Annotated in this window: 10 protein-coding genes; 7 read left to right on the plus strand and 3 right to left on the minus strand. The window is 32.7% G+C overall.

The genetic code is table 11. The annotated features are described in order from the left end of the window. Window positions 1-51: 51 nt before the first annotated feature. From DLK05_RS10045 to DLK05_RS10060, 4 genes are all read left to right on the plus strand, one after another. Window positions 52-1,782: a hypothetical protein gene (locus DLK05_RS10045; protein ID WP_209319824.1), complete on the plus strand. Its 1,731-nt coding sequence runs from the start codon at window positions 52-54 to the stop codon at window positions 1,780-1,782. A gap of 256 nt (window positions 1,783-2,038) precedes the next feature. Continuing rightward, a complete protein-coding gene (locus DLK05_RS10050; RefSeq protein ID WP_127343877.1) occupies window positions 2,039-5,095 on the plus strand; it encodes a SusC/RagA family TonB-linked outer membrane protein in 3,057 nt (1,018 codons plus the stop codon). A gap of 18 nt (window positions 5,096-5,113) precedes the next feature. Further along, on the plus strand, window positions 5,114-6,592 hold the full coding sequence (locus DLK05_RS10055) for a RagB/SusD family nutrient uptake outer membrane protein (protein ID WP_127343878.1): 1,479 nt from the start codon (window positions 5,114-5,116) through the stop codon (window positions 6,590-6,592). A 562-nt stretch (window positions 6,593-7,154) separates the two neighbouring features. After that, window positions 7,155-7,646, plus strand: a complete 492-nt coding sequence (locus tag DLK05_RS10060; RefSeq protein ID WP_127343879.1) for a P-loop NTPase family protein — start codon at window positions 7,155-7,157, stop codon at window positions 7,644-7,646. Window positions 7,647-7,801: 155 nt separating this feature from the next. Here the strand turns inward: DLK05_RS10060 and DLK05_RS10065 are convergent, their stop codons facing one another. Beyond that, the gene (locus DLK05_RS10065; RefSeq protein WP_127343880.1) at window positions 7,802-8,923 is read right to left on the minus strand and encodes a Fic family protein; all 1,122 of its coding nucleotides are present in this window, start codon (window positions 8,921-8,923) and stop codon (window positions 7,802-7,804) included. A gap of 662 nt (window positions 8,924-9,585) precedes the next feature. On the opposite strand from DLK05_RS10065, the gene DLK05_RS10070 reads away from it, so the two are divergent. Continuing rightward, window positions 9,586-10,845 (plus strand): site-specific integrase, encoded by a 1,260-nt coding sequence (locus tag DLK05_RS10070; protein WP_127343881.1) that lies wholly within the window; start codon window positions 9,586-9,588, stop codon window positions 10,843-10,845. A gap of 183 nt (window positions 10,846-11,028) precedes the next feature. Here the strand turns inward: DLK05_RS10070 and DLK05_RS10075 are convergent, their stop codons facing one another. After that, the gene (locus tag DLK05_RS10075) at window positions 11,029-12,327 is read right to left on the minus strand and encodes a Fic family protein (RefSeq protein ID WP_127343882.1); all 1,299 of its coding nucleotides are present in this window, start codon (window positions 12,325-12,327) and stop codon (window positions 11,029-11,031) included. 362 nt (window positions 12,328-12,689) lie between these two features. After that, entirely contained in the window at window positions 12,690-13,337 is a 648-nt protein-coding gene (locus tag DLK05_RS10080; protein ID WP_127343883.1) for a helix-turn-helix domain-containing protein, read from the minus strand. Between the two features lie 146 nt (window positions 13,338-13,483). On the opposite strand from DLK05_RS10080, the gene DLK05_RS10085 reads away from it, so the two are divergent. Further along, window positions 13,484-13,720: a hypothetical protein gene (locus DLK05_RS10085; protein ID WP_127343884.1), complete on the plus strand. Its 237-nt coding sequence runs from the start codon at window positions 13,484-13,486 to the stop codon at window positions 13,718-13,720. 41 nt (window positions 13,721-13,761) lie between these two features. Continuing rightward, window positions 13,762-14,055: a helix-turn-helix domain-containing protein gene (locus DLK05_RS10090; protein WP_127343885.1), complete on the plus strand. Its 294-nt coding sequence runs from the start codon at window positions 13,762-13,764 to the stop codon at window positions 14,053-14,055. Window positions 14,056-14,163: the final 108 nt, after the last annotated feature.

Below are 14,163 nucleotides of genomic sequence, written 5' to 3' on the forward strand. Positions count from 1 at the left end.
TCTATTGACTAAATCTAAAGAAATAGTAAATAATTATCAAAATAATAACAGATGAACAAATTACGACTGCTTGTAGTTTTGCTTAGTTTACTGTGGGTTTCGTGTACTCAGCAAGTACAAGAACCAGTTACGCAACTGGAGATTAGTAAAATCGAAACCATGCCTAATCAACCTCAACCATACAAAATGTTGGATTGGAAGGAAAAGGCAGTGAACTTCGATAAAGTGATATTTAATTTTAAAGATACTGGAGAGTATCGTCCCTTTATATGGCTGGATAATGGTCATCGAAATCTTGATCAGCAAACTTTTGGTCTATACACTGTTATTGGGGATATTCGTCAAGGTCCACAACACAATAAGGGAGAGTTCCACGAAGCAATCAACTCACTAGGAGCCCTCATGAGTGCTGGTTTAGTTGGTATTGATAAGCGACATCAAGATGGGTACAATTATGTGAAAATGATTCAGAACTATTTCAATACTGATAATGGTTGGAATATCATGATGAATAATACTTGTCCTGAAGTTGCGCTGCTAGGTGGAGGATATGGTCGCGACTGGTGGTATGATGTTTTTCCTAATGTTCTATTTTATGCTGTTTCTGAATTGCAACCTAAGGTAGATGGAGCCGATCAAATTCAGAGAACTATTGCAGAACAATTCTATAGAGCAGATTCTACATTGAATGGGAATTACGATTACTCTTATTTCGATTATTCTTCCATGGAGGGAAAACGAAACCAAATTCCTTATCAGCAAGATGCAGCTGCAGGACATGCTTATGTACTTTATGCTGCCTATCAGAAATTTGGTGATCCTCGTTATCTCAAGGGAGCAAAGTCTGCTATTGAAGCCTTGCTTAGTCAAAAAGAAAGTCGTTTTTACGAAGTGTTGATGCCTTTTGGAGCATATGTGGCTGCCCGCTTAAATGCAGAACATGGAACAAACTATAATGTCACTAAAATTATTAATTGGACTTTTGATGGCTGTACCGCTAAGGATGGTCGTACAGGATGGGGAATTACATCTGACCACTGGGGGGATTATGATGTTTCAGGATTACAGGGAAATGTACTTCAAGAAGGAGGATATGGCTTCCTAATGAACACTTTTGATATGGCTTGGCCTCTTATTCCAATGGTTCGCTATGATCCAGAATATGCAAAAGCTATGGGGAAATGGATCTTGAACGCAGCCAATTCCACTCGCTTGTTTTACCCATATGAAATTCCTGACAATCATCAGTACTTGCCAGGTAAAAAAGCCATTACTCACAATGTAATTGCATACGAAGGATTAAAGAAAACAGATGCCTACAATAATGAGAAATTTAAAGGCGTTTCTCCTATTGCATTAGGTGATGGTCCAAATTGGGTGGTGAACCAACCAAAACTCTCTATGTTTAGTATATACGGATCAGCTCACGTTGGAATTTTTGGTTCTATAATAAGAAAGACAAATGTGGAAGAAATTCTTCAACTCAATTGTTTGGCAACAGATTTTTACAGAGGTAAAGCATATCCGACCTATCTCTATTATAATCCATATTCTGAAGAAAAGAGGATAGAATATTCCTCTGAAAAACCAATTGATCTCTTCGATATTGTCTCAGGAGAAATTATTGCCCATAAAATAAAAGGAAAGGGTAGCTTTTTAATTGAGGGGGACAAAGCAATGCTATTAGTTGAAATTCCTTCAGGAACAGAATTAATTAGAAAAAATGGAAAAGTTTTGGCTAATGGGATTGTTATCTCCTTTATTAAAACCACTAATTTTTGAAATAACATAGCTTAATCAATAATTCGTGATGAAAAACTCCTACAAATTAGCCTTCTGATTTTTTCTTGATGATGAGAATCATTTGTAGTACAAAAAATAAGATTTAAAGAATATTGAATTTTTTCTGGAGAACTAAAGAATGTTCAATGATATAGTGAAAACGATTGCAAATCACAAGGGCAAGCTACTTAGAATGAATTATTGTAATATGATAATACAAATTTCTATTTTACTATTGTTAACTAAATTAAATTAAATGAAAACTATTTTTTTCAATTTAAAAAGAGGAATACTTGGTTTTGTATTTATCTTTTTGACAAGTGCTGTCTTTGGACAAGTTCTTGTTTCAGGAAAAGTTACCACTGAAAGTGGGGAATCTCTACCGGGGGTTAGTATTACAGTAAAAGGTACAACCACGGGTACTATTACAAATATCGATGGTAACTACAAATTGGAAGTGCCAGATGATGCACGAGTATTGGTGTTTTCTTTCATTGGAATGAAAGTAGAAGAAGTTGAAATTGCAGGACAAACAAATATTAATGTCATTTTGCACGAAGATACAACTGGTTTAGATGAGGTTGTTGTTGTTGGATATACATCAAGAAAAAAATCTACCTTGACAGGTGCGGTATCTGTTGTTGATGTTTCGGATATGGAAAAAACACGGGTGCCAAATGTTGCACAGGCCTTGCAGGGACAAATTGCAGGAGTGTTGGTAACATCAAGTACGGGAGCGCCAGGGGATCCCATTCAAATAAGGATTCGTGGAGAAGGAACCATTGGAAATAATAACCCTTTATATATAGTTGATGGTGTTCCTTCACGTGATATCACCTTCTTAAATCAGGCAGACATTAAAACAATGACTGTTTTAAAAGATGCTGCAGCAGCTGCAATCTATGGTTCCAGAGCTTCTGGTGGTGTGGTAGTAATTACTACCAAAAGTGGAGTGATAGGGAAAACAAGTTTTGATGTAAGCTACTATAGAGGACTTCAAAAAGTATCTAATCTTCCTAATATGCTGAACGCTGACCAGTATATAAATACTCTGGAAAAAGCATGGAATAATTCTGACAGAACAGGAGTAAATCCTTATACAGCAGATAGAGGTAGATCTGATTTTTCTGATACAAATTGGCTAGATGAATTGTTTGAACAAGGAAAATCACAAAATTTACAATTAACGGCTAGTGGAGGAACTGATAAAATGCAATTTTTAACGTCCTTAGGTTATTATGGACAAGATGGAATTGTAGTTTACAATAATGATAAATACCAAAAATTAAATTATAGAACCAATATAAATGTAAATATAACGGATCGTTTTAAAATTGGTACGAATCTTCAGTTGTCCTATTCAACTCAAGATGCAATTGCATCAAAAGGGGAAAGTCTAATTAGATTTGCTTTATTAAGAGCACCAGTTTTAGCAGTACGTAAAGATGTTAATGATCCTACTTATTCTGAGAGAGATCCTTTTACTGATATGCCATTTTTTACACCTACTGGATATGATCAAGGATTACAAAGAACAATGTATGAAATGGTAGGTAACCCAATTGCTAAAGCCTTTTTTTCAGATGACAAACGAAAAGTTTATAAAACGTTTGGAAATGTGTATGGTGAGTATGCATTTTTGGGGAACAAAGAATTAAAATTCAGAACAAACCTTGGTGTAGATTTAACAATGTTTCACAACAAAGCCTTTAATGAGAATTTTGGTGATGATGATGGTGGTGGATCTGCAATTGATAAAGGATTGGGCAGACAAAACAGGCCAAATAATTTAAGTGAAGAAAGAGGAGAGGCGCGTACAATAACGTTTAACAACACATTAAACTACGCTAAAACCTTCAATGATAAGCATGATTTTAGTGCTATGGTTGGTACAGAATATATTGAGAATTATGAATCCTCAATAGGGGCCAGCAGAGCTCGTTTTCCTTTCACAACTGATAAATATAGATACTTAGATTACGGTGGTTCGGATTTGGATATTTGGAATAGCGGAACTGCGTCAGAATGGGCATTATTCTCTTTGTTTGCTTCAACATCGTATGTGTATGATAATAAATATATGGTTACTGCTAACGTAAGAGCCGATGCATCCTCAAGATTTTCTGAAAACAATCGCTGGGGTTATTTTCCTTCTGTTTCTGCTGGCTGGAAAATTTCTGATGAAGATTTTTTGAGCGACGTGGATTGGTTATCTAATTTAAAATTAAGAGCAAGTTGGGGTAAACTTGGGAATCAAGAGATTGATGATTATGCTTATTTAACTTTAGTTAGTCAAGTTGATGGTGTTGTTAAAACAAACCGTTTTGGTAATCCTGATTTGAAGTGGGAGAGTTCTACTCAATCAAATTTTGGTGTTGATGTTGGTTTATTCAATAATAAATTGGCAATGTCAGCAGAATATTTTGTAAAGAATACCTCCGATATATTATTGCCAATTAGTTTGCCATCTGTAGTTGGAGATGTAGCTCCTACTATCGTTAATGCTGGTGAAGTTAGTAATAAAGGATTCGAATTTTCTTTAGATTATAGAAATTCAGATAAGGCGTTTAAATACAATATAAATGCCAATATAGCGACATTAACTAATAATGTTGAAAAACTACATCCAAATGTACCCAATATTGTAACGGACGTAACAAAAACAGCAGTTGGTCATCCATTAAATTCTTATTATGGATATAGAATGATTGGTATATATCAAAATCAGGCTGAAATAGATAGTTATTTATCAGATGGAAGTGCAAAACCTGGTGATATTAAATTCAAAGATGTTAATGGTGATGGAAAAATAACTCCGGATAAGGATAGAGAATTTTTAGGAAGTCCTATTCCAGATTTAACTTATGGATTTTCATTCTCAGCAACTTATAAAGGCTTTGATTTTTCTATGTTATTTCAAGGGGTTTCGGGTGTTGATAGATACAATCAAGGGAAACAAATTGTAGATTATGACACGCGTCCTTTTAACTATACTACAGCTGTTTTAGGAGCTTGGGATGGAGAGGGTAGCAGTAATACTATACCAAGAGTTACATTCCAGGATAATGGAAGTAGTAAGGTATCTAGCATTTTTGTCGAAGATGCTTCTTATCTACGTCTTAAAAATATTGAAATTGGATATAATATTAAATCTATAAAAGGAATTCAAAATTTACGTTTTTATGTATCTAGTCAAAATCTATTTACAATAACTGACTATAGTGGATTAGATCCAGAATCTACAGATTTAATGGATTTGGGAACCTACCCTCAATCGACATCGGTTTTATTCGGCGTAAATGTTAAATTTTAATATTGAAAAATTTAAATCATGAAACATATATATAGTAATATAATCATTATTTTATTCCTCCTTACAGGTCTTGTGAGTTGTACGGATGAATTAGACAAAGATCCGATAGGACTGCTAACTAAAGATCAGATTTCATCAGATCCTACAATTGCAACAATCGAATCTTCGGTGAACTCCTCCTACTTACCTCTTGAAAACACGTTAAATGGTATCATACCTGGGTGGAGATGGGATTTAGGAACGGTATTTAGAAATGACATTGTTTTGCAAGATATTGCTTCTAATGACATGAATAAAAAATGGAATCCCGATGGAGACCAACCTTGGATGGATAAGATCGCAGATTTTAGCTTTACACCGGAGAATCAAGCATTCAATGGGATTTGGGTGTATGACTATGAAGGTATTAGTAGAGTAAACATTGCAATAAACTTCTTAACTGATACTGAGTTAATTCAAAAGGTAGGAATGGAAGAAGCACGTAAAAATCAATTATTATCAGAAGCCTATTTTTTAAGAGCTTTTTACTATTTTGATTTAGTAAATAATTTTGGTGATGTACCGTTAGTTCTTAATTCACCGGCTTCATTTGAGGAAGCTTTTGATGTTTCCGTGAGAGCATCTGCAGATGATGTTAAAACACAGATAAATTCAGATTTATCAGCTGCTAAAACAATTGCAGCAAATGCAAAATATCCTGTACTTTCTGAACCATGGAGAGCTTCAAAAGGTGCAATTATTGCATTACAAGCTAAAGTTGCATTATATAGTGAAGATTGGACAACAGTACTTAGCTTAATTGCAGAACTCGATGGGCTAGGTTTCTACAGTCTTAACGCTAACTATTTCGATAGTTTTGATGCTAATTTAGAATTTGCTGATGATGAAGTGATTTTTGCATATGATCACCGCTCAAATGAAACTCCTAATAATACTAATGGACTCAAAGATGTAAGTGGATGGGGATTTTTCTCTCCTACTGATGATTTTATTAATGCATTTGAAGCTAACGATCCTAGATTGTTATATACTACTGACATTGCTAATAAGCGTTCCTCTAAGATAGTAGGATCAACAACTGATCAGATTGATTATGGTAATAAAGTATATATACGCTATGCTGATGTATTACTTTGGAAAGCAGAAGCTCTTAATGAAACCGGAGATTATTCTGGTGCTGTGGCTATAGTTAACCAAATAAGAAGAAGAGCTAGAACCAGCCCTACTGCCGATGGTTCCATAGTACCTGTAGGAACATTACCAGATAGAGTTAGTTCTACGAATCAAGCGGAAATAAAAGATTGGTTAATGTCGGAAAGAAGAGTTGAATTAGGTTTTGAGTCTCAAAGATTTAATGACTTGAAAAGATGGGGAACTGCCCAAACGGTATTGACAGCACTTGGAAGAAATTTCCAGGACTATAATTACCTGTATCCAATTCCTCAAAAAGATATTGATAAGTCAGGTGGAAGTATTACTCAGAATCCAGGGTATTAATTTATTACCTTAGATAAAAGGAAGAGGCTGTTTCGTATAACGATTCAGCCTCTTTTTGGGTGCTGTGCATCGAATAACTAGACGGTGCAAGTCCGTTATACTTCCCTCTCCGTTTTCTAAGCTTTCGTTGTGGTTTGCTACCCAAATTTTGAGGTTCCGAACCTAAAATTTTACGTCTCCTAAGGCTTCCGTTGAGGTGCGAAACCCCAAATTATCGGTTGGCGACCGTTCTGTTTAGGTTCGTTATGCTTCCCTTCCCGTTCCCTAAGCTTTCGTTGTGGTTTGCTAGCCTAATTTTGAGGTTGGGAACCTAAAAATTTACGTCCTCTAAGCCATCCGTTGAGGAGAAGGACTGCATAACTTCGCTTCCTAAGTCCAAAATTTCGGTTAGTTAAGCCAAATGCTTTGGTAAATAAGCGAAGCATTTCTATGCAGAACCATACTACCTGTGTATCCCCAGATTGTTGATCGTGCAGTCCAACAGGCGATAATATAAGTTTTATCACCTATTTATGAGCACCAGTTTTCACCGTACAGTTATGGATTCAGACCTGAACACAGAGTGAGCAAAATCAAAGAATATATTATTGACGGCTATAAATATGCTGTGGATATGGATTTGGAAAAGTTCTTTAAAGGAAACCTAAATAAAGGAATTCGGTTATTTGGAGAGGTAGGCACTGGAAAAATCATGATTTTAAAAATTCTATGTGAGTTCATGCTACATGCTAATAAAATAATTGCCCAATATTCTGCATGTTATGTAAATAATATTTTTGAACGACGTTTAACTAAAAAAGAAAGACTTCTTGTCTCCCCTCTATTCATTGATGACATTGGTACAGAACAGCCTCAAATAAATGTATTCGGAACGATCAAACAACCAATTTACGAGATATTAAACCAAAGATATCTTGACAAACGATTCCTAATGTTTGTGACTACTAATTTAAGTCCATCACAAATCGAAGAACGATATGGTGACCGTGTAAGAAACCGACTTAAAGAAATGTTCAACGTAATGAGCATGCAAGGTGAAAGCCGAAGATATTAACAGAAAAGGAAGTACTAACAAGCACCTCCTTTTACTGGAATGTTCTAAAAGTAGAGTTCTAATGTTTCATTTAACTAGTACATTTGAATTAACATTCATTCAAAAAAACCACACCGATAGAATTATCCGTATGGTTTTCTTGTGTTGTCTTAATTTTAAAACAAATCTATATAATCACTAAAAGCATAAATCTTTTTTCTCTTTCTTCCAGTAATTTCTTTTAGTATTCCCAATTCAACCAATGATTTTATTAAACTGTAACCTGTTGCATCAGACGTTTCTGTAATTTCTGATACTTTGAAAGCATTCACTAATGGTTTTTTGTATAAATAGTTCATTAACTTGAAAGCATTTGCTGAACGATTGCCAAGAGTTTGAATTTTACTATCTACTCCACTCTTTAATTTTAGTATCTTATCAAATGTTTCAATTCCATTTTGAGTTGTTTCTATCAAACCAACTAGGAAGAATTTAAACCATTGTGTTATATCATCTTTTTCTCTTACTCTTGAAAGATTGCCGTAATACAATGTCCGATTTCTTTCAAAGAAGTCCGATAGATATAAAATTGGCTTTTTTAAAATTCCTTTCTCAATCAGATATAATGTAATAAGTAGGCGACCAACTCTTCCATTACCGTCTAGGAAAGGATGAATAGTCTCAAATTGATAATGTATTAGCGCAATTTTAAGTAGATCTGGGAAGAAAAAATCTGTATTGTGTGCAAAATTTTCCAAGTCGCCCATTATTGTATTAATAGAAGTATATACTGGCGGAACGAATGTAGCATCATTTATAGAGGCTCCTCCGATCCAGTTCTGGCTTGTTCTAAAATGCCCCGGAAGTTTGTGTGTTCCTCTAACACCTTTTAGTAGTGTTTCATGAGTTTCTGTAATTAATCTTGATGAAAAGGGTAGTCTGTTAAGTGAATCTACAGCCTTATTTAAAGCTGATATATAATTCTGGACTTCTTCCCAATCATTACGTTTTTCAATATTCACATCCTCTTTATCCAGTAAAGCTTCCTCAATATTCGTTTGTGTTCCTTCAATTTTACTTGATTGAGTAGCTTCTTTCAAAACGTGCATACTAATAAATAAATCAATATTAGGAATGTATTCTGAAAACATGTCCAGACGGCCTAGATGTCTATTAGCTTTATCTAATAAACTTATAACTTCCATGTTATCAATCTTCCATTCTCTATTTATTAGTTCTGGCTGAAAACTCTTATAAGTACCCTGGTTTATATAGTTGCCTGCTTTAAAATCTTTCATATTTTTAAAATCTTAAGTATTCTATTTTTAGATTTTAGTATGAAATTAAACTAAAAAGGCGAATAATTTTAAAAAATGGGAAAAAATTAAAATAAGAAGAATTTATCTTTTAATATTTTATCGGGAATAAAAATTAATATTTTAAAGAATTAAGAAAAATCGAAGTAAAAATCTATTTCTCTAAAAAAAAGATAATTGATCAAATTCTGATTCTCCAGAAATTCAATTATAAGATTATCTGGATAATATTTCAAAGAATTTAATAAACGAACTAATACATGGAAGAAAAGCCACATCGATAAAATTATCAGTATGGCTTTCTTGTATCATGGATTTTCGCCCCAAAGGCAAAGGGTAAAACAAAAATAATTTTCCGTCAGGTATTTCGTCAGGCATAAAAAACAAAACGCTTAACTTTCAGCAAGTTAAGCGTTTTTATTGAGGTCTCTGGCGGACTGAAAAATACTTAAATTAATGTTTTTCTAAACTATTAAATCACACTATAAAAATCATTAAAACTTACTATCCATAGCACTTACAGCTACTATTCGATATAAAAGTAAATTAAGTAGATTAAGATAAAATAAAGAAAAAGCGGCAACAAAAGCGGCAACAAATTCAAAATAGTATATCTTTGGCAAATCAAATAAAGAGATAAGCCAATGTCAAACGTTCGATTTACTTTAAGATCTCCAAAAAGCGAAACTGAAACCCCAATACACCTAGTTTACCGTCTAAAAGGCGAAAAATTGGTATATCCAATTGGAATAAAAGTAATTCCTAAATATTGGAAAGATCAAAGAGTGCGAAATGTCGCAGCCGCAAAAAATAAAGTTTCAATAAATAGCTTGCTTAATAATCTTGAAAATAAAGTAACCGCTTTTGTTGATGGATGTATAGTTGATGGTTTACCCTTATCAAAGTACACTTTAAAGAAATTCCTTGATAATTATTTTGCACCAGTTAATGAAAAAGAAAAGAGCTTTTTCGGATTTATAGACAAAGTAATAAAAAGCTATGAAGGAAAAATAAATCCAAGTACAGGACGACCAATTACCCAAGGAACAATAAAGAGCCTTAAAGGAACTAAAGCTGTTCTAGAGCTATTTGAAACGGCCAAATATCACCTTTCATTTGAACTTATTACACTCGATTTTTATTATGATTTTATTGTATGGTGCAACACAAAAAACTATGCTACCAATAATACAGGCAAACACATAAAGAATCTAAAAATGTTTATGGGTGAAGCTGTGGAACATGAATTAACCAACAATTTAAGTTTTAGAAGTAAACGCTTCGTAGTTCTCAAAGAAGAAGTAGATAATATCTACCTAACTGTTACAGAACTAAAGAAAATGTACAATCTCGATTTATCCGAAAAACCTCTACATGAAAGAGCTAGAGATTTATTTTTGATTGGTGCTTTTACAGGCTTACGAGTTTCCGATTTTAATGATCTTAAACCTGAAAACATTATAAAACGAATTGATGGTTATAGGCTAAAAGTTGATACAAAAAAAACAGGACAAAAGGTTGTTATCCCTTTGCACCCTATTGTAGTAGCAATATTAGAAAAGAATGACGGAAAACCACCTAAGAAAATGGCTGACCAATCAATTAACTACAAAATAAAAGAGGTAGGAGAACTTGCAGAGCTTGACGACATAGAAAGCACTAGCAAATCTAAAGGTGGCTTAAAAGTGAATAAACACGTTCCTAAGTACACTCTTATAAAAACCCACACAGCAAGACGTAGCTTTTGTACAAATGCTTATTTAGCTGGTGTTCCAGTAATTGATATCATGGCTATCAGTACTCATACCACTGAAAGCTCATTTATGAAATACATCAAAGTAACCAAGGAACAGCAAGCCGATAGAATGGCACAACATCCATTTTTTACGGATAAAGCTATTTAAAAAAAGAGATTTCTTTTTAAGAAATCTTGCGCAAAAAATAAGAATCAAAACTATCTAATGAAAAGTAAAAATTGCGAGATTTTAAACAAATCTCGCAATTTTAGCAATAACAAATCACATAATTAACTCCAACATAAGACATATACTTACAGAAAAGTACCAACAGTATCCATATGGATTCAATTATAGATTATAACCTTTTATAATTTTATCAAAATCTGAAGATTTTATAAAATTTTGCTTCTTCTTGTTGACTTTAATTATTTCAAGAAATCCTAATTCAACAAGGTTTTTTAAGTCTGTTCTTGCAGTATAATTTGAAATACTAAATCTTGATTCTATTTCTTTAGTATTAAGGACCCTATCAGCATCATCATAAATAATTTTTAATATCTGAGCCATCCTGTCATTAACTAAAGGTATTTTCAGAAATTTAGAAGCTTGAGAAACTTCCTTTTGTTTACGATTGATATATGATTTTAATGCTTCAACTGCTTTTTCCAAAGTTTTAATATGGTATGTAATAAAATAGCTTAAGTCATTCCCATCTGATTCAGTATATAAAAAAGCCTTTTCATATTGATTTTTGGATCCCTTGATAATTCTTGAAATAGATAAATACTCCGTCATCCAGTAACCTTTTTTCAACATATACCAATAAAACAAAGCTCTTGATGTTCTGCCATTTCCATCTGCGAATGGATGAATCCAAGCTAAAATAAAATGAATTATACAGCCTTTTACAATAGGGTGAATAAAATCATCCGTATCGCTATTAAAAAACAAACAAAGATCTTCGATTAATCGAGGTATTTCTTCAAAATTAGGTGGTGTGTGAACTGTTTCGCTACTTGATGTATTAACAACGAATATATCATTATCCTTTCGAAACCTACCTTCATCCTCTTTATTATCTAGAGTATTATTTGAAATTAAGCGATGAATAAAAAGTATTTTTTTAGGCGTTAATTCTTCATCTTTACTTTCTGCAATTTCTTGCATAGTAATAAAGTTATTAAGAATCATTAATTCATCTTTACTTTTAGGTTTTTGCTCCTTATGAATCATTTCTTTTGCCTTTTTTCTGGTGGTATTAGCCCCCTCTATTTGGCTACTCGAAATAGCTTCTTCTATTAATGAACTTATTATAAACTTCTTTTTGTCCGTTTCTGCAATTCCTATATTACTGCTTAAAGTACCTCCAAAATGCATATCAAAACTATGTAAGCTTCTTTGAATATAATCAGTAAGCATAAAAGAAAATTTATTTTCTCCGAATTTAACGACACTACTATTTATGCGTCTATGAAATTTTACAGCACTCCATAACTTAACGGGATCATATTGTTGAGCTTTATACTTTAATTTATCCCAGTATAAATAATTATCCTGTATGGATTTTAACAAACCGTTACTTTGCAACTCTATCATCAATTTTATTACACTATCAGTTTGTTTAATTTTTGGAGGTTGCTCAATCATATCATTCAGGTATTAATTATTAAAATTGCGAGATTTTAACTAAATCTCGTTATTTTCATATAAGTACTAATATAGTTTTAAATATCTAAAAGACTAATATAATTTATTAAAAATGCGAGATTTTAACTAAATCTCGCATTTTTGACAATAAATGAATATCATTCTTCCTGAAAAAAATAACGAGTTTTCTTTACATGAAAACATTCTTATTTAAATTTTCGAGCATTTTTTTAATTAAGGGAAAGACTTATTTAAAATTTTGATTGACTTTTTAAATAAGGATTGGATATATATCAAACTAAATCTAATCTCAATAAAAAGATAAAGCCACATCGATAATCTTATCAGTGTGGCTTTTGTTGTTATTCTTTTGCTTTATCCTGTTGCTTAAGGAAGTTGTTTATTTGCTGTTCCAATCCTCCTAAATAGTTTTCTATATTGTCGTAATATATTGGCACAAGAGACTGTAAAGTATCAGCATCTGATATATTAATATATCTAGTCAATTCTTGTACTTTTTTTAATACCTCCCATAGTTGGAGGTCAATAATTCTAGACAACTTCAATCCAGTTTTATCAAACAAACTATATTCCGTTTTAGTTTTAATATTATTAATTAGCTCGGTAGTTTCTGATATTTTATCCATGCCTGTACGTATGGCTTTAATACGCTCATAGGTTTTACTATCTTTTTGAGCAAAATTTTCTAAAGCTTCTATAAACGGCATAAAGTGTGTTAAGCAAGGTGTTAAAACAGAAAGTTCAAGCATTTTTCTTGAAATCTGTTCTTCACTATCATTATTCCCACCCACTTCAGTACCAAATAATAACCAATCCGCCGAAATATCAAATCCACTTTTTAGAGCTTCCAACATCTTGAAATTAATTTCTCTCTCTCCTTTTTCAACTAACAAATAGGTCGATCGAGATACATTTAACGTTTCGGCAAAATCATTTTGGGAAATTTTTCGCTCTTGTCTCACTTTTTTTAAACGCTCACCTACAGACATTTAGATATAGTTTTATATTTTGTGTTGAATAAAACACCGTTTTAGTATTGTTTTATAAACTTTTAATGTGTTATTTTGTGAATGTGTAATATCTCTAAAACGAAACTTAATCGTTACTAATTGTTCACAAATAATACAAAAGCACAATGATAAAGATAGAGAAAATAATAGAACTAGGAAATCAACTTCCTAGAGGGGCAAAAACAAAAATATCAAATAAGTGTGGAGTCTCCAGAACACTTGTTGTTCAGTTTTTTAAGGGTACAAAACTCCCATCTAATTACACTATAAAAAAGGTGCTCGATGCAACTAGCATAGTAATAGAAGAGTATCGAAATGAATCCAAAAGCATCAATACAATTGTAGATGGATTGAAACTTTAATAGACACGTTAATAAATATTAGTATTCAAAATACAACACACATGACTGAAAAAATATTACAAGTATCAGAAATGAGTTCAGCCGATATAATTAAACAATTTACGGCAATGAATCAAAAACTATCAGAACTAGCAGAATACGTTAAGCCTAATAATTCAGCTACATTATTAAGCCCAAAAGAAGTAATGGAATGGTTGAGCATTACTCCTCCCACTTTAAACGATTGGGCTAAGAAAGGAATCTTAAACCGTTATAAACTTGGAAATAGAGCCTTTTATAAAAAGGAAGAAATCATGGCAAATCTTGACGGCACAAAATACGCTAACAAGCTATAAAAAAAACAACACGCCAAAATCACAACACACCTTTATTCAAGGGCAATACAGAATAAAACACGCATGTAAAATTGGTACGAATACACCATTTTTTTTAGAGTCTTTATT

The organism is Ancylomarina longa, assembly GCF_003996985.1.
GTDB classification, from domain to species: Bacteria; Bacteroidota; Bacteroidia; order Bacteroidales; family Marinifilaceae; genus Ancylomarina_A; species Ancylomarina_A longa.